Here is a 22,723-nt window from a genome sequence, read left to right as displayed (position 1 = left end):
TGGACATGTACTACGAACACCTGAGCGAGTCCGTGTGGATCGCCTACGACGGAACCACTCGCAACGCGACGTACGTGCGAGGTGACATGAGCGGGGGCATGCTCGTCGGCACTCTCGACAGCGCGGACGCCACGAGACAGCTGCTCAGTCACGGCGAAGGCGCGGCGAAGACGGTGGTGCTCACCGACACCGACTCCGGGCAGCACATCCCGGAGGGCGCCACGACACTCACCTCGGTGGAGACGGCGACCGCACTCGCCGGCTGCCCTCTGCTCGACGCCGTCGAGGTGGAGCGGGGTTCTCCCCTCGATGCCTATCTCGGGAGATCCCAGCGCACCCACGGAATCGCGGCCCGGCGATTGACACCTGATCAAACCTTCAGCGGTGCGACCGACCTCAAGGTCGGCCACACACTGGTCGAGGTTCAAAACATCGGGCGCGCCTACAGCGCCGCCGACACGATCGTGTGGCTTCCTGACGAGGCGGTGCTGATCACGGGTGCCGCTGTCGTCAACGGTGTGCATCCCGCGTCGTGGTCGGGCTCGATCGAGCAGTGGCGTGCGGCGTGCGTCCAGCTCGTGGCGCTACGGCCGGCTGTGGTGGTTCCCGGGTACGGGCCGGTCACCGACATCACCGGGATCATCGATCTGCGGGACTATCTCGAGCACCTGCACAGCGAGGCGGAGGTGCGCTACCGCAAGGGAATGCCGGTCGAGGAAGCCGCGGTCGACCTGCCGCTCGGCCGCTGGGAGCAGTGGGCCTGCCGGGAGAACCTGGCGATCACCTTGGCCACCGTCTACGACTCCCTGGGCGACAGCACCGAGCGCACGGTCAGCGGGGTTCTGGCCACCGCCGCCGAGATCGCCGAGGGCATCCGCCGACGGCCGCGGATCGCACCCGTCGCCCCCGGTGAGCGTGACCAGGAAACACTGGACGCGTTGGGCCTCGTCGGGGGAGAGAACTCGATCTTCGAGCTGCACAGTGTGAACATACCGAACGTCATGACCACCTTTGTGCGGCACACCAAGCTGTACAAGGATAGTATGCCCCTGGCCCATGGCGTGATCGACGGCGTCCTACCGCCACGGCAGCGCGAAATGGCGATCTTGCGCGGCGCGTGGGCGTGTTCGGCGATCTACCAGTGGAATCACCACTACCATGTCGCCCTCGGCGTCGGCCTCACTCAAGAGGAGATCGACCTGATTTCCCGGGACATCTCCCTGGGAGCATGGACCCGGCACGAGCGGGCGGTGCTGACCGCCGTGGACGAACTGCACACCGAGTCAGTGGTCTCCGACCGCACCTGGGCGATCCTGTCGGAAACCTATGGCGAGCGTGAACTGATCGAACTCGTCACCCTGATCGGCGAGTACCACAAGGTCTCCTTCGCGCTGAATAGCTGGGGCGTCCCCCTCGAACCGTGGATGGGCCCTTACCGCATCCCCTCCGGCTGGCGCACCGCCCACCAGACCCGAGACACTCCTTTGGACGATGCCTCACCTGGTGAGCTTGGCGAGTTTCCTGCAGCAGGTCAGCGCGGCGGAGAGGCCGGGGAAGGCGAGAGGTGGCTGCCCTTGCATTATGTATCGGACGGGGAAACGGCACGGTAGCCGAACAGCCAGGCAAGGGACCTCTCAATCTTCCACCGGTGCCGTCCCAGCCGCCACGCCGCCGCATTCCGGGGCCCAGACCACGGGCTCGGCCCCGGCCAGGCAGGTCAGCGTCTTGTCGCGCTCACGCGGTAGCAGCAGCCCGGTACGAAGACGAACAGGGCGTTCACGAAGGTGCCCTCGTGGATGACATCCAGGTCGTGAAGCACGACCCGGGGCGCCGCGAGAAGAGCGAGCCCGATTATCGCGATCATGGGCAGCCCGAGAACCGGGCGTCTCGGGGCGGGCGGCCGAGGTGGTGGGGTGTGCTGATGAGATAGTCGTGATGGATGATCGCCGGCGCGAGCCGGGCGTACTCATCGGGCCGGGCAAGGCGCTTCGGGAAGGGCACACCGGAGGCCAGCCCGAACGGAACTCCGCGGAGACGGTTTCCAGCATCGGCGTTTCGACGATGCCCGGCGCGATGGTGTTGACGCGGATGCCGTCCTGACCTCGTGTTCGCCGGTGACGACCGCCGCGATGTCGCGGACTTCCATCAGTCCTGTTCCTTGCTGTAGGTGGTGATCGTTTCGCCGGTGTTCCCGGCGAGTGCCCCTTGGGCCAGGCCGGTGGCGACCGCCGCGATTCCCAGCCGGCCGGAGTCGAGACCGGCCAGTGCGATCTTGAGGCCATCGCCCTCCTCGCCGATCCTGCGCCAGGCGGGAACACGGACGTGGTCCAGCCGCATGGTGGCGGTCGCGGATCCGGTCAGGCCCATCTTGCGCTCGGGCGGGTCCGCGCTCAGGCCTTCCGCGTCGGCCGGGACCAGGAAGCAGGAGATGCCCTTGCGATCGTCCGAGGTCCGCGCCATCACCTGGTAGAAGTCGGCATGCCCACCGTGGGTCGTCCATGCCTTCGCGCCGTCGAGCACGTAGTCGTCCCCGTCCCGGACGGCGCGGGTCCTCATGGCGGCGGGATCAGAGCCCGCGTGCGGCTCGCTCAGGCAGTACGCGCCGAGGAGGTCGCCGCCGAGCATGTCGGGCAGCCATGCCCGCCGCTGCTCTTCCGTGCCGAAGTTGACGAGCCCGAAGCACGCCAGGGTATGCACGCTGGCACCGACGCCGATGCTCGACCAGATCGCCGCGATCTCCTCAAGTACCTGCAGGTACACCTCGTACGGCTGGCCTCCGCCGCCGCACTCCTCGGGGTAGGGGAGGCCGAGGAGGCCGACCGCGCCGAGGGTCCTGAAGACCTCGCGCGGGAACTCCTCGTCGGCCTCGGCCCGGGCGGCCCGGGGCGCGAGTTCCTTGTCGGCGAGGTCCCGGACGAGGGTGATCAGGTCGGCACTCTCGCCGGTGGGCATGACACGTGATGCGGGCATGGACAATCCTCCGAGAACCGGAACGAGTACCACGGTATCGGCTCTGGTACTCTGCCATAAGGTCGACGTCATGCCACTTCCAGGGAAGGCTCGCGCGCGCCGCGAGGAGATGCTGGTTCAGCTCCGAGAGCTGTTCCTGACCGAGGGATTCTCTTCGTTCAACATCGGAGATCTGGCGGAACGGCTGCGGTGTTCGAGAACCACCTTGTACGCCGTGGCACCGAGCAAGGAGCAGATCGTTGTCGCAGCCGTGCGCTCGTTCTTCAAGACCGCGGCGGAACATATCGAGGCCCGGGTCGTGGCCTCCGATGATCCGGCGAGGCGGCTGGCGATCTACCTGGAGGCCGTCGCCTCGGAACTTCAGCCGGCCTCGGCCATGTTCTTCGCGGATGTGGCCGACTTCGGTCCGGCCAACGACGTGTACCAGGAGAACACTCAGTACGCGGCTCGGCGGGTCCAGGCTCTCGTGACCGAGGGAGTGAAGACCGGAGCGCTGCGCCCGGTTCACGCGTCGTTCGTGGGGGCCGCCGCGGCCCAGGTCATGGGCGCGATCCAGCACGGGACGATCCAGGCGACCACCGGGCTCGACGCCGCCGAAGCGTACCGCCAACTCGCCGACCTGGTCATGACCAGCCTGACGGCCGATCCGAAGGAGCCGGCCAACGTGCGGAGGACAACACCGTGACCACTGATGCCGGCAGGGGCGGTCCGCTGACGGGCTTGCGCGTCCCGGAACTCGCAGGGCTGGGGCCGGCTCCGCACGCGGCCATGGTGCTCGCGGATCTCGGTCCCCGAGCTGGGGTGTTGCGACGACCACTAGAACGGAAGTACCACTGGCGGGGCGCCGCTTAAAGCTCCAAAAAAGTGATTTTTCGGGTTCAGCAGCTACGCGCCGTTTTTCTCCAGGTAGGTACGCAGGTGCCGGGCGGTGAGCGAGTCCCCCGTGGAGACCAGGTCCGCGGGAGTGCCGGTGAAGACCACCCGGCCGCCGTCGTGGCCGGCCCCCGGGCCGAGGTCGATGATCCAGTCGGCGTGGGCCATCACCGCCTGGTGGTGCTCGATGACGATGACCGTGTTGCCGTCGTCGACGAGCCGGTCCAGCAGGGCCAGGAGCTGGTCCACGTCCGCCAGGTGCAGGCCGGTGGTCGGCTCGTCCAGCACGTACGTGGTGGCCTTCTCCGCCATCCGGATGGCCAGCTTGAGCCGCTGCCGCTCGCCGCCGGACAGGGTGGTGAGCGGCTGACCCAGGCCGAGGTAGCCCAGGCCCACGTCGGCGAGCCGGTTCAGGACGGCGCGGGCCGGGCCGGAGCCGAAGAAGTCGCGGGCCTCGGTCACCGACATGGCCAGCACCTCGCTGATGTCCTTGCCGCGCAGCTTGTGGGTGAGCACCTCGGGGGTGAACCGCTTCCCCTCGCACTGCTCGCACACCGAGGCCACCCCGGCCATCATCGCCAGGTCGGTGTAGACCAGGCCGATGCCCTTGCAGTTCTGGCACGCCCCCTCGGAGTTCGCGCTGAACAGGGCGGCCCTGACCCCGTTGGCCTTGGCGAAGGCGGTACGGATCGCATCGAGCAGCCCGCTGTAGGTGGCCGGGTTACTGCGGCGCGACCCCCGGATCGGGGCCTGGTCGACCACCGCGACGTCGTCCCGGCGGGGGAGCGAGCCGTGGATCAGCGAACTCTTGCCCGAACCGGCGACGCCGGTGACCACGGTCAGCACGCCCAGCGGGATGTCGACGCTCACGTCCTTGAGGTTGTGCAAGTCGGCGCCGGTGATGGACAGCTGCCCGCTGGGCTGCCGTACCTTCTCACGCAGGCGGGTCCGGTGGTCCAGGTGGCGGCCGGTCAGGGAGTCCGACGCGCGCAGCCCGGCCACGTCGCCGGTGAAGCAGATCCGCCCGCCGGACGAGCCGGCCCCGGGACCGAGGTCGACCACGTGGTCGGCGATCTCGATCGTCTCCGGCTTGTGCTCGACGACCAGGACCGTGTTGCCCTTGTCGCGCAGCCGGAGCAGCAGGCCGTTCATCCGTTCGATGTCGTGCGGGTGCAGCCCCACCGTGGGCTCGTCGAAGACGTAGGTGACGTCGGTCAGGCTGGAGCCGAGATGCCGGACCATCTTCACCCGCTGGGCCTCACCCCCGGACAGGGTGCCGGATTCGCGGTCCAGGCTCAGGTAGCCGAGGCCGATCTCGACCAGCGAGTCCAGGGTGTTGCTCAGGGTGGCGATCAACGGCCCTACCGACTCGTCCTCGATGCCCCGGACGAACTCGGCCAGGTCACTGATCTGCATGGTGGCGCAGTCGGCGATGTTACGGCCGTCGATCTTCGAGCCCAGCGCGGCGGGGTTGAGCCTGGTGCCGCCGCACGCGTGGCAGCTGGTGAACGTCACGGCCCGGTCCACGAACGCCCTGATGTGCGGCTGCAGCGACTCGCGATCCTTGGCGAGGTAGAGCCGCCGCACCTTGACCAGGAGCCCCTCGTAGGTGGTGTTCATGGTGCCGATCTTGACCTTGGTGGCCGGCCGGTGCAGGAAGTCCTCCCACTGGGTGGGGGTGTAGTCCCTCAGCTTGACGTCGCGGTCGAAGAACCCGGAGTGTGCGATCGACTGCCAGTACCACGAGTCCACATTGAAGTTCGGGGCGGTGATCGCTCCCTCGTTGAGCGAGAGGTCGACGTCGACCAGCTGGGAGACGTCGACATCCGACACCCGGCCGAGCCCCTCGCACTTCGGGCACATGCCCTCGGCGCTGTTGAAGCTGAACGCGGTCGAGGTGCCGACGTGGGGGGTGCCGATCCGGCTGAAGACGATCCGCAGCATCGTCTGCGCGTCGGTCGCCGTACCGACCGTGGAACGGGAGTTGGCGCCCATCCGCTCCTGGTCGACGACGATCGCCGCGCTCAGGTTGCGCAGGGCGTCGACGTCGGGCCGGCCGAGGCTGGGCATGAACGACTGGATGAAGGCCGTGTAGGTCTCGTTGATCAGCCGCTGTGACTCCGCGGCGATGGTGCCGAAGACGAGGGAGGACTTCCCGGAGCCGGAGACCCCGGTGAAGACGGTGAGCCGTCGCTTGGGAATGTCCAGTGAGATGTCGGCCAGGTTGTTCTCCCTGGCGCCGCGGACCTCGATCACGTCGTGGCTGTCCGCGGCGGCCTGGCCGTGCCGTGCGCCGTGGTCGTCGGTGGGGGTGGGGCTGGAGGGGAACACGGACCTTCTCCCTTGATATCCTTATCGCGTAAAGAGATAGCCCGACAAAGTTAGTTTATGCCGTAAGGAGTGGCAAGTTGGTCGTCTTCGCCGGACAGGGCGACGCGCGCCGTTCGATGGCCCTGCTGTGGCGTACCCCGAGGTCGGGGGAGGTGCGACCAGGCCCCAAACCCGGCCTGAGTGTGGATGAGATCGTGGATGCGGCCATTGCCGTCGCCGACTCCGAGGGAATGGCCGCGCTCTCCATGCGCGCGGTGGGCGAACGGCTCGGACGCACCGCCATGGCGCTCTACACCTACGTGCCCAGCAAGAGCGAGCTGGTCGACCTGATGTACGACCGGGCCCTCGCCGAGCTGCCCGTCGACTACGAGCTGGGGGCCGGTTGGCGGGCGGCCATGACCTCCTGGGCCGGGGATTCCTGGGCGTTCTACCTGCGCCACCCGTGGGTGCTGCAGGTCTCGCAGGCGCGCCCGGTGCTGGGCCCCAACGAGTACGTGATGCTGGAGACCGCGCTGCGGATCCTCCGTGAGACCGGCCTTGAGGCCGGGATGCTGCGGCGCCTCGTCGGGACGCTGTTCCACTTCGTGCGCGGGGCGGCGCAGACGGTCGCGGAGTCGCGCCAGGCCCCGGCGGCGACCGGGGTGTCCGACGAGGAGTGGTGGTACGCCCGCTCGGCCATGCTGGAGGAGGTCGCCCCCGACTTCGCCGAGCGGTTCCCGACGTTGACCTGGCTCGACAGCGAGGGCGCCTACCAGTCCGAGGACGAGAGCGTTCCCTACCTGGAACAGGAGGCGAGGGAGACCTTCGCGGCCGGGCTCGCCGTCCTCCTGGACGGCATCGAGGCGGCCATGAACAGGGCCGGCGTCTGATCACGGGGAAATGGTGTCCCACTGCCATCTCGGCGGGATCGACGTCCGGACGCGCACCAGCCGCCGCGTGGTGTCGCAGTCGGAGGGGGTTCACCGATGATTTCCGCCTTTCGACCTCGGTGGCATGATCTCGCTTAATATCTGTAGATCATGTTCGATAGCACTAAATTTCGTTTAGGTCGCGAATGGTGCCTATCTAGCTATATAGGGACAAAATAACTGCGAGAGCGGGTTGTCGATCATCGTGCTGATATTTCATGGAAGAAAGCGGTCGATTATGAAACATCTGGCGGCCGGTGGGAGATCTATGTAAAGCACTGATTCCGCTGCTGCCCCTCCGAGGAGATGAGTCATGTGAGCGTCCTGTTGACCGTGCACCCCAAGGATCACGACCTCGCCCGCGAGCTCGGCACCTGGTTGCTGGAGGAGCGGGATCTGCGTGGCGGGGTGACGTACGTTCACGAGGTGGTGCCGGAGGGTGCCATGGGTGCCGTGGTCGAGGGCGTCCAGGTCGCCCTGGGCTCGGGCGGCGCTGTCGCGGCGCTTGCCGGTGTGGTCATCGCCTGGCTCAGAACGCGTCCGGGTGAGGTGATCTTGAAGATCAAGCGTGGAACGGACGAGATCGAGCTCACCGGTAAGGGGGTGAAGGCTCTGGACGCACAGAGCCTTCGGGAGCTCACCGAGAGGGTCACGGAGATCGCTGCCAAGTCCCTGCCTTCCGATGACCGTGGATGAGCCGGCTTTCCTGACCTCACCGGGGACCAGGGTCCTACTGGTTGGGTCGAGCGAAGGCGCAGACCCGCAGAGCCTGCCGCCCCTGCGCACGGTCACCGACACGGTCACCGACCTTGGCCGGACCCTGGTCGAGCAGGCGGGGCTGGATCCGGCCCGGCTCACGGTGTGTCTGGATCCGGCCCATCCGACCGAGTTGTTCGACGTCGTGACAGAGGTGGCAAGGGAGGCCACCGACGCGTTCGTGCTCTACTACGTCGGTCACGGGGAGATCGGCGCGGACAACGAACTCCTCCTGGTCACCCGGTCGACCGGCGGGCTGACCAGGAGCAACGCGGACTTCCGGGCCCTGCGTTATTCGGCCGTCCCTGAGATCATCCAGGATGTGTGCAGGGCGAAGGTGGTCGTCCTGGTACTCGACTGCTGTTTTTCCGGTCGTGGAGTCGTCGCGATCCGCTCGGCCGCAGACTCGGCTTTCGACAACACACGTTTCAACGGTTCGTTCCTCCTCACCTCCGCCGGCGGGTCCAGCCTGTCCTGGGAACTGCCGGACGAACGGCACACCGCGTTCACCGGTGAATTGATCCGGCTGCTGGAAAGGGGAGACCCGGCAGGTCCGAGATGGCTGACGCTCGACTACGTCCACGAATACCTGGAACGGGTCATGCGTGAGCGTCATCTGCCACTGCCGAAGCGGCAGAGCATCGATCTCGGCGGCCGTCACGTCGTGACGGGCAATCGTGCCTACCTGCCGCCTGCGGAGCCATCGCCTCCCAGGTCCTCTGGAGCCGATGACGAGGAGAGCCCGTACCGGGGACTGGCCGCGTTCGGGCAGGGCGACGCGAAGTACTTCTACGGTCGTGAGGAACTCACGGCGAGGCTGCTGGAGCGGGTCCGCGAGCACCGGTCGCGCGGCGGCCTGCTGATGGTCACCGGGCCGTCGGGAGCGGGGAAGTCCTCCCTGCTGAGAGCCGGACTGCTCGCCGCGCTGTCCCACGGTGGCCGGGACGATCCGGCCTGCCTCCTGCTGACGCCGGGGGCCGACCCGCTGGGCGCCCTCGCGGACCGTCTCGCGCCGATCGACGACGTGGACCGCGAAGGACTGCGGACGCGCCTGCTGCTCGATCCGGAGGCTCTGCGCGAGGTGGCCGCGGGCGTGGAGCCCAACGGGCTGCTCATCGTGGTCGACCAGTTCGAGGAAACCTTCAGCCGGTGCGAGGAGGAGACCCATCGCCGGGCCTTCGTCGCGGCGCTCGCCCGGGCCTGCACGCCGTCCGGCGGTCCCCCTCCCGCGACGGTGGTGATCGGTCTACGCGCCGACTTCTTCGGGCACTGCGCGGGCTTTCCCGATCTGGCCGCCGCGCAGGAACGCCCGCAGATCGTCGGACCGATGTCTCCGGAGCAGCTCGAGACGGTGATCCGACGGCCCGCGGAGATGATGGGGTTGCGCCTGCAGGACGGGCTGATGGAGCTCTTACTTGAGGACATGGGGGCGCACTCGGCCGCCGACCCCGGCGGAGTCCTGCCGCTGCTGTCCCACGCCCTCCTGGTCACCTGGCAGTACCGGGAGAACGGTGTGCTGACGGTGGCGGCCTACCGGGCGACGGGAGGAATCAGCCGCGCGATCGCCACCACCGCCGACAACACCTTCGAGAGCCTGAACGAGCGAGGGCGGCGACTCGCACGGCGCATCCTGCTCCGTCTGCTCTGGGTCGGCGAGGGAGTGGAAGCCGTCCGCAGACAGGTGCCGCCGGCCGAGCTGCTGCCCGCGGATGATCAGAGCGAGCAGGTGCTCGACAGGTTCGTCGCCGCCCGGCTGGTCATGGTGGGGGAGAACGTGGCGCAGATCACGCACGAGGCCCTGCTGCGTCACTGGCCGAGGTTGGCCACCTGGCTGCGGGAGGACCAGGCGGGGCTGCTCGTCAGCCAGCGGGTGGAGGGCTCGGCGGCGGTCTGGAAGCAGGAGGGAAGGCACCCCACGCTTCTGGACCGTGGCCCGCGGCTGGAGGCCACCCTCACCTGGCTCGGGGAGGGCGACCGGGATCTGAGTGATCTGGCGAAGGAGTTCGTCGAGGCGAGCGACCGGGCGGAGAAGGCCGACCTGCTGGCCGAACGGCGTCGTGGGCGGGTACGCCGCGTGGTGATCGTGGCGCTGGCCACCCTGCTGGTACTCGCCGTCACCGGGGGAGCCTTCGCGTTGAATCTGCGTGACCAAGCCGACCAGGCCAAGATCGTCGCATCGTCGCAGCAGGCCGCCGCGCGGGCCGACGCGCTGCGGGGCGTCGACCCCGCCCTGGCCATGCAACTGGGCCTGGTCTCCTACCGGATCTCGCCCACGGTCGAGGCGCGCGGCAGTCTTCTGTCGTCGTTCGGCTCTCCTTATGCCACCCGCCTCCTGGGGCATCAGGGGTTGGTCACCTTTGTACGGTTCCGCCCCGACGGGAAGGTCCTGGCAAGCGTCGGGGCGGACCATACCGTCCGCTTCTGGGACGTGGCGGCGCAGCGGGAGACGGGAAGAATCGACGCCGGAGCCCTGGGACACGGCGAGGCGACGGAGGTCGCGTGGAGCCCGGACGGACACTCGCTGCTGGTGAACGCCGGGAGCACCGCGAGGGCGTCGTTGTGGAATGTGGCCGACCCGCGCAACCCGGTCCTGATCACTCCCCTGGGCGAGAAGGGCCAGGGATGGACGGTGGCCGTACACCCCAACGGCAGGATCTTCGCTGTCAGCGGGAGCGACGGCCTGGTGGTCCTGTGGGAACTCGACGGCAAGCCCAGAAGAGTGGCGGCCCTCACCCCGGCCTTCGGTAGATCCGACACCCTGTCCTTCTCCTCGGACGGGCGTTTTCTGCTGGAGTCGCTTTGGGGGGTGTTCCACTCGCGGCTGTGGAGCCTGGAGGACTCTGGGCGGGTGCGTGACTGGTCGGTGGTGAGCGACTCGTACTTCGATAGCGTGATCGCCCCAGAGCGCGACGTCATCGCCAGGGCCAGCGTCGAGAATGCAATCGTGGTCACGCCCATAAAGAAGTCCGGCAAGGAGGGCGAGCCAATCAAGCTCGCTCTGCCGCAGCAGTCGATTCCCTCGGTTCTCAGCTTCACCTCCGACGCCGGAACGCTCGCGGCGGCCTATGCGAATGAGAACACCGTCCGCGTCTGGGATGTCGGCGCCCGTAAGATCGTCGTCACACTGCCGCACACCGGCCCGGTTCGGTCGGTGGACATCACCCGGGATGGCACCTCGGTCGCCACGGCCGGAGGTGACGGGGCGGTCCGGGTCTGGCCGTTACCGGGTTCCAGCGCGGCCACCCACAAGGCCGGGATCAACGCTGTGGCGTTCTCTCCGGACGGGGGCGTGCTCGCATCGGCCGGACTCGACGGATCCAGACTGTGGCAGATCACCGACAGGACCCGTCTCCAGGCGGCGGCCTCGCTGGAGGGGGGCGCCACCAATGCGAGCACCAACAGTCTGTCGTTCTCTGTCGACCGGCCGTTCCTGACGAATTCCGTTCTCGCGTCTTCCGGCCAGCTGTGGAACGTGAAAAATCCACGCAAGCCAATCACCGTGCAAATGGGAGAGGGGATCTCCAGAAACCACTTCGGCGTCGCCCTGTCGCGGCAGGGCCGGTTGCTGGCGCTGGGGCTCGCGCCGGACTCCGGTGGCATCGGAGTCGCCGTGTGGCATCTCGACGCCACCGGGAAGCGGTCACCCGCCTCGGCGTGGTCGCTCGCCGGGCCCGATACCCTCGTCGCCCCGAACGCGCTGACGTTCAACCCGTCCGGCACGCTCCTCGCCGGCGGCCTCGACGACCACACGATCCGGCTGTGGGACGTCTCCGACCCCGGACGCCCCGGGGAGAGCGCCTACCTGGCCGGCCACACCGGTGCCGTCACCGGCGTCGCCTTCCACCCCTCGGGAAGGATTCTGGCGAGCGCCTCGGAGGATGGTACGGTCCGTCTCTGGAACCACGGCGGGCAACCCCTCGCCGTCATCCCGCCCACCACGGGGGTCGCGGCCCGGGTGGCGTTCAGCGGTGACGGCACCGTCCTGGCCGCGGTGGGTGGCGATCGCATCGTTCACCTCTACTCGGTCGTCGATCCCCGTCGTCCCGTCCTGGAGGCGGAACTGAGCGGTCACACCGCTCCCATCACCGACGTGTCCTTCCAGCCCGGGGGCGACATCATCGCCACGGCCTCCGAGGACGCGACGATCCGGCTGTGGGACACCGACATCGCGCAGGTCTCGCGGCGCGTCTGCGCCACGGCGGGCAGCCCGATCACCGCGGCCGAATGGGAGAAGTACGTTCCGGGTCTTCCTTACGACCCCCCGTGCTCCTGAGGGTGAGGCGTTTCCCTCTGGTTCGCGTGCCGCGCACGGGCGAGACGGCCCGACCGATGGTCGAGCCGTCTCGCCCTTCCAGGGCTTCCCGGGGTCAGCCGAACATCGCCTCCATGGTCTCGTGTGACTGCTCCTTCTTCGCGTCGGACTCGCTGCCCCAGCAGGTGTTGAGGATGATCCGGGTACGGTCCTCGGACAGCGCATGACGAGGGCTGTGAGGATCATCCTCACAGCCCTCGTCATGCGCGGGCATCCCGCCGGGCGGGATGCCCGCGGGCTCAGACCCCGGCCTTAGCCTCGGCCTTGGCCGACGCGCCGTCCACCGCCTCGGCGTACGCCCCCATCGTGGCGCACACGGTCGTCTCCGTCGGCCCGTAGGCGTTGACGAATCTGCGGCCCGGCCCCCAGGTTCGCACCAGCCCGGTCGGGCACTGCTCGCCCGCGACCACCATCAACCTGACCGGTCGGGCACTGCTCGCCCGCGACCACCATCAACCTGACCGGTCGGGCACTGCTCGCCCGCGACCACCATCAACCTGACCGTGCCCAGCTCGTCGCCCCTGAGCGTGCTGAGGAACGTCGGCGGGAAGGTGGCCGCGGTCACGCCCTGGTCGCTGATGACCTTCGCCGTCTCCTGCGGGGTCATGGCCGAGGGGTCCAGCACGCACAGCGCCGACCCGTTCAACAGCGCCATCGTGATCTCCCAGATCGAGGCGTCGAAGCTGAGCGAGGCGAAGAGCGCCACCCGGCCGGTCAGTTCCTCCAGCAGCACGCGCAGTTCGAACCTGGCCGGTGCCGCACCGATGCACAGGTGCTTGCCGAGGCCGAACGTGCTGGGTGGCCCGCCGGAGCCCGAGGGCACATTCGCGAGCTTCCGCGCATTCGCCGACCGGCGGGCCAAAGTGCGCGAGTCGCTGCGCACGCCCGAGCACTTCCGCCGGATCGCCGTGGAGTTCTGCGAGGATTAGGCCGCTCAGGGCACTCGTTACGTCGAGGTGACCTTCACCGCCGCCTCATACGGGGAGCGGGTCGGACAGCCCGAGATGCCGCTGGAGGCGGTGCTCGACGGGCTGGCCGAAGGCCGCGCCAGGTTCGGGATCCGGAGCCGGGTGCTGCTCGACCACTCCAGGCGGCGTTCGGTGGAGCGGTTGTGGCGGACGGCGGACGCCGATCCGTTCCGACGGGCTTTGGAAAGTACTTGACGATATGGAAACTTGAAAGTACTTTCCAAATTGGAAAGAAGGAGGGGCAGCCCATGGAGATCACTCCCGAAGAAGCCGCGCGGTCGCTGGCTCAGGTCCACGAGACACAGCACAGGGTCCTGCGCGCCGCACCGCCGATGTTCCCCACCTGGTACCCGGTGGCGGTTTGGATCGTCGTCACCGGAATGCAGTTCGTCACCGAGATCACACCCCCCTGGTGGCTCTGGATCGCCGTGACGGCCCTGTCGGCCGGCCTCGCCGTCGCCGTCCTCAAGTTCGTGAGCGACATCAGGAACGCGAACCTGCGCCCGCACTCCTCCATGACGGATCCATGGGCATGGGCCGGCTTCGCCGTCTGGCTTATCACCACCGTTCTCGCGGGCTACGCGCTGGCGTTGTGGCTCAAGGAACTCGGCGTCGCCTATCCGCGCACCGTCATGGGCGTGATCATGACGGTGGTCGTGGCGGTCACCGCGTCCGTCCTGGCCCGGTGGATGTCCGCGCGGACCGTTCGGCGGGCGGAGACGCCGAAGCGATGACGTCGCGACTCGACCCGGCGATCCACGCGCCGGCCCGGCTGCAGATCGTCTCCCTGCTGGCCGCCGCCGAGGAGGCCGAGTTCGCCTTCGTACGCGACAACCTGGGCATCAGTGACTCGGTGCTGTCCAAACACGCGAGCGCACTGGAGGCGGCCGGCTACCTGAAGATCCGCAAGGGACACGTCGGCAAGCGCCCCAGGACGTGGTTCAGCCTCACTCGCGAAGGGCGCGCGGCCTACACCGGCCACGTCGCCGCGCTCCAGGCCATCGTCGCCCGGTCCGGCCTCTCGGTCCTCCCCGACTGAGGAAACGGAACGATCTGCTTGGCCGGATGGCTTGCCTGGCCAAGCGGTACGGCTTCGAGTTCTCGAAGACGCCAGATGTGCATGGTGGCAGTCACGCCAGGTCGTTCACGCGAGGCCGCGCGCCGTCTGCACGATCAGGGGCTTCCCCATCGGGACATCGGCCTGCTGCTCGGAGTCTCCCACCAGGCGGTCGGCAAGCTCCTCGCCGGTTGGATCGACACTCGCCGGCCAGAGCCGACGGGCGGGCCTGGCACCGCCCGAAAACGTTAGGGATTTCCTCTTTTAGTGTCGATATGCCGGGAAAGACTGGTTCAACGCCTCGTTGAGGCTTCTGTCGCATTTTTGAGAATACAACCACATGCAATAAGAATGTTCTGTTAACGGGATCGCCCGCCGAGGCGACGGCCTCGAATTCCGAGCTTAATCCAGGTTTGTGAGAAAAACTCATAAACCGCAAAACGGTCAAGACTCACCGAACATCCCCCATCTCAATCGCCGCGCGTAAGTAACAGTGGCCGGAATCTGCCACTCCACCTGCATTCGAGGTCTTGCGCCCCCCTGTCATCAATGATTAGCTCACTTACATGACGGGCGTGCCCACGCATACATCAGGTGAAATTCAGGTCGAATTAATCGCGATCCGGCCGCACCGGGTCCCCTTCAGATCCTGATCGTCGGCGACATCCTCGCCGGACCGATCCGAACTGCTCGAACAGGGTGTTAACAAGGGGCAACGAGACCCTCTCGTGCCATCTCCCACTATCATCGATCGACACCCCCCCAAGTCTGGACCGTTCCAAACCGCCGGCACGGCCCAGCGGTGGCACGAATGCCGCCTCGTTTCCCCGGATGCCGGGGATCTCTTTCTAGATCGACGCATCACCGTAGATCACGCATTTATTCGCGAGAACCTTCATGTGATCGCCCGAGAGTTCAATTCACCATGTCCGAATTCTCGTCCAGGCGCGACCATATGGGCGTTCTCGACGCCGGATCGTTTGGAGTCTCCTCCGTGACGAGTTCGCTTTCCGATGTCCAAAGTTCCTTTCCAGAGCCGACGACCGGCGAAGGCTCCCGGTCACCCACGCCGGGCCTCACCGCGGCCTTCGACCCCGAACGTTTCCACGACGGCGCCGTGGACATCGTCAGCCGCCTGACGACGTATCTAGGCGACCGGTCGGTCCGGGGACTCGACCTCCTCGACCCGGCGGTGCTGCTGAAGGCCGCGCGGGAACTGATGACCCCGGAACGGCGGCGCATCGCCGACTTCGACGCCGACCGGGTGAACCAGATCGTCGACCTGTATACGGGGACCGGCATCCCGGTCTACTCACCCGGCTACATGGGACGGCAGTTCTCCGGCGTGGTGCCGCTGGCCAGCCTTATCGACCTGGTCGGCTCGGTGGTCAACCAGCCCTCCTCCTTCTATGAGGCCGGGCAGCTCCCCAGCGTCGCCGAGCGGCTCATGGCCGAGGAGCTCAACCGGTTCATCGGCTGGGACCGCGACCGGTTCGCCATGGTGACGACCTCGGGGGGCTCCCTGGCCAACCTGACCGCGCTGCTGGCCGCCCGCAACCGTGCCTTCCCACAGATCTGGACGCGCGGCGCCGGCGGCATGTCGGGTCCCCCGGCCATCGCGGTCAGCGAGGAGGCCCACTACAGCGTGACCCGGGCGGCCGGGGTGCTCGGCATCGGGGAACGGCAGATCGTCCGGCTCCCGGTCGACCGGGCCGGGCGGATCCGCCCCGATCTGGCCGGCCCGATACTGGACGAGGCGCGTCGGCGCGGTCTGCGACTGTTCTGCCTGGTGGCCTCGGCCGGGACCACGTCGATGGGCGCCTTCGACCCGCTGGAGGAGCTCGCGGCCGTGGCACGCCGGTATGGGCTCTGGCTTCATGTGGACGGGGCGCACGGGGCGAGCCTGCTGCTGTCGGAGCGGCACCGGGACAGGCTGCGCGGCATCGAGCAGGCCGACTCGCTGACCTGGGACGCCCACAAGATGCTGTTCATGCCGGCGCCGTGCACGCTGCTCTTCTACCGCGACGGCGCGGCGGCGCGCGGCGCGTTCCGGCAGCGCGCCAGCTACGTCTTCGATGAGGAACCGGACGTCTACAGCGCCTACGACAGCGCGGACAAGAGCTTCGAGTGCACGAAACGTCCGATGATCATGCCGCTCTGGACGGTCTGGTCGGTCTACGGCCCGGCGCTGTTCGCGCAGCGGATCGACCGGCTGTGCGCGGTGGCCCGGCAGGCGTACCGGATGCTCGCCGCCGAGCCGGACTTCGCCGTGGCGCACGAGCCGGAGTCCAACATCCTGTGCTTCCGGTACCGGCCGGACGGCCTGGAACCGGCGACCGTGCACCGGTTGCAGCTGGAGATCCGCAACCGGATCCGGGGCGGCGGGCGCTTCTTCATCTCCAAGGTCGACATCGACGGGGTGGCGGCGCTGCGCGTGGTGGTGATGAACCACCTGATCGACGCCGACCACCTGGCCATGCTCATCGCTGAGATCAGGGACATCGGGCAACGGGTGCTGCGCGCGAGCGCCGCGGCCCGGCACGACCAGCGGAATGGGAGTCATTCATGACCATGATGGATTTGGACATCGCCGCCTCGGCGGAGCTGGCGGCACGACTGATCCCCGAGGAGGAGCTGCGGCCCCGCTCGGTGGACGACGTCACCCGGCTGCCGTCGTTCGCGGGGAAGCTGGAGGAGTGCGGGCGGCTCGCCGGAGTCCCGTACTGCGAGTCGCCGCTCGACCTCCAGAACGCGCTGGTGTTCCGCCGGCTTCAGCAACTCGTCGGCGTCGCCCTGCTCAACCCGCTGTGGCGCGAGCGGCTGCACTACTTCGGAATCCGCGGCGCCCCCGCCGACATGTCCGAGTGGGAGCGGATCCCTCTCTCGGACAAGGCCGTGCAGCGGGACATGTTCATGGGCGCGCGGGCCGGGATGGTCGTGCCGCTCGACCGCGGCGGGTTCGAGGTGGTGGCCAGCGGCGGCACCGGGGACGGCATGCCCCTGGAGATCGTGTACTCCCTGCGGGAGCTGCGCGACACCTACCGCATCGCCGGGGCGTTCATGGGCGCCTACCAGCTCGGCCGCTACCTGCGCGGCCCCGCGCCGCGCTGGCTGTTCACCACCCTGGCCGACTACCAGATGTGGAGCAGCGGGACCATGGTCGGCGGCGTCCTGTCCCACGTCCCGGGGGTCAACTACATCGGCGCGGGGCCGGTGAGCGCGCCGGTGCTGGAGCACATGTTCTCCTACCCGGGCCACAAGGCGCTGATGGGCATCACCGCCGGCATCGGGCTCCTGCCCGAGCTGGGCGCGGCCCTGCCCCCGCATGCCAGGGCGAGCTTCCGGGTCGCCATGTACGGCAGCGGGTCCCTGCCGCAGCGCAAGCGCGACGAGCTGCAGGCGTTCTTTCCCAACGTGTCGATCCTCAGCTACTTCGCCGCGACCCAGGCCGAGTGCGTCGGGCTCCAGCTCGACCACACCTCGCAGGCACTCTCCGCCGTGCCGGGGCTGCACCTGGTGGAGATCGTGGACGAGCACGGCCGTGCCGTCGCCGAAGGCGAGGAGGGCGAGCTGGTCGTCACCCGGCTGCACGCCGAAGAGACGCCGCTGCTCCGGCTCAAGCTCGGCGATCGGATGATCCGCCGCCCCGCCCTGAACGGGGCCGGGCTGCGCACCGAGCGATTCGAGTTCGCCGGGCGCACCGCCGACGTGCTGCACCTCAACGACAGCCAGTATTCGGCGACGCTGGCCTACGCGGCCCTGCGCGGGCGGCTGCGCTCGACGACCGGCGTCGACCTGGACCTGGTCGCGCACGAGGTCCAGTTCCACAACCACCGTGAGGACCGGACCCTCACCCTGCTGGCGGCGGTGGACGACGCCGAGGGCATGGCCGCGGTCGTCGAGCTCGGCCTCGGCCCGAGCGGGACGCGGCAGCTGTTCACCCAGGCGCTGCCGAGCTCCCTGTCGCTCTTCAACGACCGGGAGGCCAACGCGGCGGCCATCGAGCAGACCGGATACGGGTTCCGGCTGGTGTTCGTGCCACGTTCCTCACCGCAGATCGAGCGGACCACCGTCGGCAAGACGCCGCTGGTCAGGGACCGAGGCTGAGCACGTGGTGGCCCGTACGCCCGAATGACATCCGACAAGGGAGGATCGATGAAAGATAAGATCAGCATCGTCGTGATGGTCGACGCCGTCGGGGCGTTGTCCGACCGGACGCTGCACAACGGCAACCTCTCGCTGATCGACGACAGCGAGGCGGGGAGTAAGCACCAGGGGACCCCCGACCTCGTCACGGTGGTGGTCCCGGGACAGGTCGTCCATTGGACGCCCATCCACGTGGACGTGCAGACTCCGGTCGAGATCCAGGCCATCGAGTTCCTGGCCGGTGCGACCGTCCCGCCCCCGGCCGACCAGACCGTGCCGTACCCGGCCGACCAGACCGTGCCGCCGTACCCGGTGGAGCCCTCCACCGTTCCGGCACCCGATGCTGTGCCCGGGACCGGGGCCGACGCCATGGACTCCAACGGGCACGAGAACCACGACCTACTGGTGTGGGAGGGCGTCGTGCCCTACGACATGACGCCCGGTGTCCCGTACCGGTACCGGCTCACCCTCAAGCTCCACGAAGGACCCAACAGCGTGCTGCACATCGACTCGCCCGCGCTGCTGCGCGTGTGAGTCACGTTCTGCGAAAGGCGGTTTCATGGCCCAGCAACACGGGATCATCGTGCTCTTCGACGTCGAGAACGCGCTCCGGACGCGGTCGCTCGACGGCAACACGTACTGGTTCGACAACATGAAGTTGCTCGGCTCGGTCGGGGTGGGCACCGAGCAACTGGTGACGATCGTGCCCGGCACCCATTTCCTCGACGGGTCGCAGGCGACCGAGCAGGTGCTGAACTGGCTGCCCGCGGCGCTGGGGTCGATCCCCCCGACGGTGCCGCGCAACTACCTGGCCGAGCAGGAACGCGCCGACGACCGGCGCACGCTGGAGGAACTGGCCGCGCTCAGCGGTGAGGGCGGCGTGAGCGACGACGATCTCAAGCGGCTGCAGCAGCGGGTCGGCAGGCACGCCCGCAAGTCGGGCGGCGGGCGCGGCCTCACCGAGGCCAAGCTGCTGGACGTCACCGGTGAGACCACGAGCAGCCCCGGCGCGTACAACTACCCGGCTCCGGTGATCACCGATATCACCGGCCCGGCCGTCACCGAGAAGATCATGTACCCGGCCCAGTACGGGTCACCCGACATGATCTACGACGGCTGGTACTGGGCCGCGACCGTGGACACGAGCCGGCCCGGGGTCTACCCGTACACGGTGCACGTCCAGCTGCACGAGCTGGTCGAGCAGAACGACGAGCTGGTCTGGGAGTCCGTGGACCTGACCTGCGAGTCCAGCCTCAAGATCATCAACGACCCGAAGCGCAACGGGTTCACCGGCGCCGGAGTGGGCGTGCTCCCCCTCCCGCCCGTCCCGGCCGCTGGCTGACCAGGTCCGAGCCGAAGCACTTTCGAGTGAAGGAGCCGCATGCCCCCGAGGAACAGACAGCCCGAACGCCGGCCCGCCCGGCCGGTCCGGCCCGTGACGATCACCGCGGTGGTCGACCCCGTGGCCGCGCTCGCGTCGGAGAACCTGGACGACAACCTCTATCTCTATGACACCAACAGGGCCGCAGGGTCCACCGGTTTCGGCACCCCCGAGCTGTACAGCCGGGTACGCAAGGGCGACACCCTGCTGTGGAACGTGATCCCGCTGGAGTGCGAGACCTACGCGGCCCTCATCGACATCGAGATCGACCAGCGGATCGCCGAGCCCACGCGAAAGGTGTATCCAGGCACCGACATCGTGTTCTGGACCGCCGAGGTCAAGCAGGACCTCACCGAACCGGTCCCGTACCGGCTCTCGTTCCTGCTCGGCACCGTGAGCACGCCGTTCACCCCCACCGCCCGGCCGGTCCTGGCCGGTCCCGCCAACGAGGGAAAGGGAGGCCGATGACCCAGGAATACGCGGCTGCGGACTTCGCCGATCGCGGCCAGCTCAACTCCGTCCAGCTGAACGTGGTGACCCTCGTCGACATGGAGAAGGCCGCCGCGACGAAGTCCCTGGACGGCTGCCTCTACATGATGGACAACAGCGTCGGCGGGGTCGGGCAGGGCACCGACCACCTGGAGACCATCTGCAAGCAGGGGCAGGTGATCAACTGGATCATCCGCCCGATCGACATGCACCGCCGTCCGGACGGCACCTGGCCGCCGATGCCGAAGATCAACAACCTGGTCTTCCTCGACATCGAGAAGGGCGACGAGGACGACGTCGCCGAACGCCGGATCATGACCGAGCTCAAGATCTACGGCGCTCCCGACCGGATGCGCGACCAGTACACCGCCGTCTACTACTACTGGGCCGGGGCGGTGATGAGCGACGCCCGGCCGGGGCTCTACCGCTATCGGTTCGTCCTGGAGCTTGAGAAGGAACACGGCACCGACAAGCTGTACCTGAACTCGGCCCGCTATCCCGCCCTGCGGGTAATGCCCGTCTGACGGTCTCCGGGGCCGCGAGCGCGGTGCGGTGAAGGCGGAGGTGGAGGTCATGGTCGCCGCCGGGCGGCGACCATGACCGACCGGCGCGCGGCCGATCGTCGTTGCAGGTCGGCAGCCGCATCTGATCCGGTGCAGCGGGTAATCACCCCACGTCAATCGGGGTCATCGGCGGAAAACAGGGCTAGCATGATCCAGACGATGCCCGACCACGCAGCGAACGGACCCGCCCATGACGACCACCATCACCGTGATCGGCGGCCCGACGGCCTTGCTGGAACTCGGCGGGCTGCGCATCCTCACCGATCCGACCTTCGATCCGCCGGGAGATCACCCCGTCGGGCCGCTCACGCTCACCAAGACCATCGGCCCGGCCCTTTCCCCGGCCGACGTCGGCCGGGTGGACCTGGTGCTGCTCAGCCACGACCAGCATCCCGACAACCTGGACAGGCTGGGGCGCCAGATGATGTCCGCCGCACCGCTGACCCTGAGCACGCCCGAGGCCGCCGCGCGCATCGGGGTCACCCCGATGCACCCCTGGCAGCACCATGACGTCGGCCGGGTTCGCGTCACCGCCGTTCCCGCCCTGCACGGCCCGCCGGGATGCGAGCCCATCGTCGGTCAGGTCACCGGCTTCGTGCTCACCGGCGACGGGCTGCCCACCGTCTACATCAGCGGGGACAACGCCTCGCTGGAGTACGTGGAGCTCATCGCCGGGCGGTTCCCGGCCGTCGACATCGCGTTGCTGTTCGGCGGCGCCGTCCGCACGCCCATGATCGACGGGCGGCTCACCCTGAACGCCACCGAGATGGTGATCGCCGCGCGCCTGCTGAAAGCCCGGCACGTCGTGCCGCTCCATGTCGAGGGCTGGACCCACTTCACCGAGGACCAGGCGGACGTGCACGCCGCCTTCTCCGAAGCCGGTCTCGACCATCTGCTCGTTTCCACCACCTCGGGACGACCGGTCCCCCTGGGGCCTGTCTATAAATGATCATCCCAGGTGCGGTTGGACTATCGTTCATGGTGCGACGAGGTGAACTGGCCGACAAGGCATAGGAGATCAGGTCGTACAGGTCGTAGAGGCTGTTGTTGACCGGGGTCGCGGTGAGCATCACCAGCCGCTTCGGGGTGCTACCCGGGGGCAGTCTGCGTAGCGCCTCGGCCCGCCGGGTGTTGGCGTTGCGGAGCGAGTGTGCTTCGTCCACCACGACCAAGTGCCCGGTGATGTTGCCCCTCGTCTGCGCGGGCCGCGTAGGGCGAACGGTGTTCAACCGGTCTCGGCTGGAATCGGACGTTCTGCGGGTGGGTGATGTTCGGTCCATTCGCGGAGTCGGGCCGGGGGGCCGTATCTCCCAATGGCGGAGTTCGACATCCCCGACACGGTGGCCCGGGTCATGAAGGTCGTACCGCCGTCCAATCCCGCACCCGTTTCCCAGGAATCCATCGAGACCCTTCTGCGCGCGGCGTGGGCGGGTTGCACACCGGGGAATCGGTCATGAGCGACACCACCGACGCCTACCCGCCGCCGATCGGCTCGAGGGCTGCCCTGCCGGCGCAAAGCGCCCCCTATTTGCGAAGATCTCTAATTATGCGCGCGAGCCAACTTCCGGTCGCTACCCAGCCGATTCCGGCCAAAACGAGAAGGGTTGGAGGGGTGATCCAAAGGTGATTCGGGCCGGATGTCTCAAATGGCAGGCCGCTAATCAAAATAGTCCAACCGAAAACCATGAGGCCGACCGCGGCATCAATTATCCAGCGACCAGACTTGGATTTTCTGCGAAGTCCATACAGCCACAACAGCGCGTAGGGTAGCACGAATATAAATCCAACTATCAGGCTTACCGGCATTCCATCATCGATCGCGACAACTATTCCTACAGGAATGCCCCAGATGGTGGCCAGACGGGGAGTTCTAAGGCTCAGCCGCTCTGCCAGAGTATTCCCGGAAGGAGGCAAAGTATGACCGATGCGCAGAGGTGCAGATTCGCGACGAGGGCCGTCATGGGGCCGT

Annotated in this window: 23 protein-coding genes; 16 read left to right on the top strand and 7 right to left on the bottom strand. The window is 67.9% G+C overall.

Annotated features, from left to right (window positions below; all coding sequences use genetic code 11):
* Positions 1-5: 5 nt before the first annotated feature.
* Positions 6-1,610: a carboxymuconolactone decarboxylase family protein gene (locus tag OIE13_RS13495; RefSeq protein WP_326639700.1), complete on the top strand. Its 1,605-nt coding sequence runs from the start codon at positions 6-8 to the stop codon at positions 1,608-1,610.
* A gap of 107 nt (positions 1,611-1,717) precedes the next feature.
* Here the strand turns inward: OIE13_RS13495 and OIE13_RS13490 are convergent, their stop codons facing one another.
* A complete protein-coding gene (locus tag OIE13_RS13490; RefSeq protein WP_326639701.1) occupies positions 1,718-1,864 on the bottom strand; it encodes a hypothetical protein in 147 nt (48 codons plus the stop codon).
* Between the two features lie 68 nt (positions 1,865-1,932).
* Between OIE13_RS13490 and OIE13_RS13485 the strand changes: the two genes are divergently transcribed.
* Positions 1,933-2,100: a hypothetical protein gene (locus OIE13_RS13485; protein ID WP_326639703.1), complete on the top strand. Its 168-nt coding sequence runs from the start codon at positions 1,933-1,935 to the stop codon at positions 2,098-2,100.
* Positions 2,101-2,145: 45 nt separating this feature from the next.
* On the opposite strand, the gene OIE13_RS13480 is transcribed toward OIE13_RS13485, so the two are convergent.
* On the bottom strand, positions 2,146-2,970 hold the full coding sequence (locus tag OIE13_RS13480) for an acyl-CoA dehydrogenase family protein (RefSeq protein ID WP_442811587.1): 825 nt from the start codon (positions 2,968-2,970) through the stop codon (positions 2,146-2,148).
* Between the two features lie 70 nt (positions 2,971-3,040).
* Here OIE13_RS13480 and OIE13_RS13475 point away from each other — a divergent pair, with 70 nt between their 5' ends.
* Positions 3,041-3,655, top strand: a complete 615-nt coding sequence (locus OIE13_RS13475; protein WP_326639704.1) for a TetR/AcrR family transcriptional regulator — start codon at positions 3,041-3,043, stop codon at positions 3,653-3,655.
* Between the two features lie 200 nt (positions 3,656-3,855).
* Here the strand turns inward: OIE13_RS13475 and OIE13_RS13470 are convergent, their stop codons facing one another.
* A complete protein-coding gene (locus OIE13_RS13470; RefSeq protein WP_326830083.1) occupies positions 3,856-6,174 on the bottom strand; it encodes an excinuclease ABC subunit UvrA in 2,319 nt (772 codons plus the stop codon).
* Positions 6,175-6,251: 77 nt separating this feature from the next.
* On the opposite strand from OIE13_RS13470, the gene OIE13_RS13465 reads away from it, so the two are divergent.
* From OIE13_RS13465 to OIE13_RS13455, 3 genes are all read left to right on the top strand, one after another.
* Positions 6,252-7,043 (top strand): TetR/AcrR family transcriptional regulator, encoded by a 792-nt coding sequence (locus OIE13_RS13465; protein WP_326639706.1) that lies wholly within the window; start codon positions 6,252-6,254, stop codon positions 7,041-7,043.
* Between the two features lie 354 nt (positions 7,044-7,397).
* Positions 7,398-7,778, top strand: coding sequence for an effector-associated constant component EACC1 (locus tag OIE13_RS13460; protein WP_326639708.1), 381 nt, complete (start codon positions 7,398-7,400; stop codon positions 7,776-7,778).
* The gene (locus tag OIE13_RS13455; RefSeq protein WP_326639709.1) at positions 7,765-12,111 is read left to right on the top strand and encodes a caspase, EACC1-associated type; all 4,347 of its coding nucleotides are present in this window, start codon (positions 7,765-7,767) and stop codon (positions 12,109-12,111) included. The genes OIE13_RS13460 and OIE13_RS13455 overlap by 14 nt, the downstream gene beginning before the upstream one ends.
* Positions 12,112-12,205: 94 nt before the next feature.
* On the opposite strand, the gene OIE13_RS13450 is transcribed toward OIE13_RS13455, so the two are convergent.
* The 3 genes from OIE13_RS13450 to OIE13_RS13440 are packed head-to-tail and all read right to left on the bottom strand — an operon-like array spanning position 12,206 to position 13,033.
* A complete protein-coding gene (locus tag OIE13_RS13450; RefSeq protein ID WP_326830082.1) occupies positions 12,206-12,364 on the bottom strand; it encodes a HalD/BesD family halogenase in 159 nt (52 codons plus the stop codon).
* Positions 12,365-12,389: 25 nt separating this feature from the next.
* The gene (locus tag OIE13_RS13445; RefSeq protein ID WP_326830081.1) at positions 12,390-12,563 is read right to left on the bottom strand and encodes a hypothetical protein; all 174 of its coding nucleotides are present in this window, start codon (positions 12,561-12,563) and stop codon (positions 12,390-12,392) included.
* Positions 12,563-13,033 carry an AMP-binding protein gene (locus OIE13_RS13440; protein ID WP_326830080.1) on the bottom strand — a complete coding sequence of 157 codons (471 nt, stop codon included), beginning with the start codon at positions 13,031-13,033 and terminating at the stop codon, positions 12,563-12,565. Before OIE13_RS13440 ends, OIE13_RS13445 begins: the two co-directional genes overlap by 1 nt.
* 73 nt (positions 13,034-13,106) lie before the next feature.
* Here OIE13_RS13440 and OIE13_RS13435 point away from each other — a divergent pair, with 73 nt between their 5' ends.
* From OIE13_RS13435 to OIE13_RS13390, 10 genes are all read left to right on the top strand, one after another.
* Positions 13,107-13,313 carry a hypothetical protein gene (locus tag OIE13_RS13435; protein WP_326639710.1) on the top strand — a complete coding sequence of 69 codons (207 nt, stop codon included), beginning with the start codon at positions 13,107-13,109 and terminating at the stop codon, positions 13,311-13,313.
* Between the two features lie 53 nt (positions 13,314-13,366).
* Positions 13,367-13,852, top strand: coding sequence for a hypothetical protein (locus tag OIE13_RS13430; RefSeq protein WP_326639711.1), 486 nt, complete (start codon positions 13,367-13,369; stop codon positions 13,850-13,852).
* On the top strand, positions 13,849-14,157 hold the full coding sequence (locus OIE13_RS13425; protein WP_326639712.1) for a transcriptional regulator: 309 nt from the start codon (positions 13,849-13,851) through the stop codon (positions 14,155-14,157). The genes OIE13_RS13430 and OIE13_RS13425 overlap by 4 nt, the downstream gene beginning before the upstream one ends.
* Before the next feature lie 1,012 nt (positions 14,158-15,169).
* Positions 15,170-16,744, top strand: coding sequence for a pyridoxal phosphate-dependent decarboxylase family protein (locus OIE13_RS13420; protein ID WP_326639713.1), 1,575 nt, complete (start codon positions 15,170-15,172; stop codon positions 16,742-16,744).
* Positions 16,741-18,282 carry a hypothetical protein gene (locus OIE13_RS13415; RefSeq protein ID WP_326639714.1) on the top strand — a complete coding sequence of 514 codons (1,542 nt, stop codon included), beginning with the start codon at positions 16,741-16,743 and terminating at the stop codon, positions 18,280-18,282. Before OIE13_RS13420 ends, OIE13_RS13415 begins: the two co-directional genes overlap by 4 nt.
* A 48-nt stretch (positions 18,283-18,330) precedes the next feature.
* Positions 18,331-18,855, top strand: coding sequence for a hypothetical protein (locus OIE13_RS13410; protein WP_326639715.1), 525 nt, complete (start codon positions 18,331-18,333; stop codon positions 18,853-18,855).
* 25 nt (positions 18,856-18,880) lie between these two features.
* A complete protein-coding gene (locus OIE13_RS13405; RefSeq protein ID WP_326639717.1) occupies positions 18,881-19,663 on the top strand; it encodes a hypothetical protein in 783 nt (260 codons plus the stop codon).
* Between the two features lie 39 nt (positions 19,664-19,702).
* Positions 19,703-20,170 (top strand): hypothetical protein, encoded by a 468-nt coding sequence (locus tag OIE13_RS13400; protein ID WP_326639719.1) that lies wholly within the window; start codon positions 19,703-19,705, stop codon positions 20,168-20,170.
* The gene (locus OIE13_RS13395) at positions 20,167-20,715 is read left to right on the top strand and encodes a hypothetical protein (RefSeq protein ID WP_326639720.1); all 549 of its coding nucleotides are present in this window, start codon (positions 20,167-20,169) and stop codon (positions 20,713-20,715) included. Before OIE13_RS13400 ends, OIE13_RS13395 begins: the two co-directional genes overlap by 4 nt.
* 229 nt (positions 20,716-20,944) lie before the next feature.
* A complete protein-coding gene (locus OIE13_RS13390; RefSeq protein WP_326639722.1) occupies positions 20,945-21,703 on the top strand; it encodes an MBL fold metallo-hydrolase in 759 nt (252 codons plus the stop codon).
* Here the strand turns inward: OIE13_RS13390 and OIE13_RS36685 are convergent.
* Positions 21,591-22,034, bottom strand: coding sequence for an SNF2-related protein (locus OIE13_RS36685; protein WP_442816053.1), 444 nt, complete (start codon positions 22,032-22,034; stop codon positions 21,591-21,593). The genes OIE13_RS13390 and OIE13_RS36685 overlap by 113 nt on opposite strands.
* Positions 22,035-22,723 lie beyond the last annotated feature (689 nt).

The organism is Streptosporangium sp. NBC_01810 (assembly GCF_035917355.1).
GTDB lineage: Bacteria > Actinomycetota > Actinomycetes > Streptosporangiales > Streptosporangiaceae > Streptosporangium.
The sequence above is the reverse complement of the archived record's forward strand: the minus strand, read 5'-3'. Positions and strand labels throughout refer to the sequence as shown.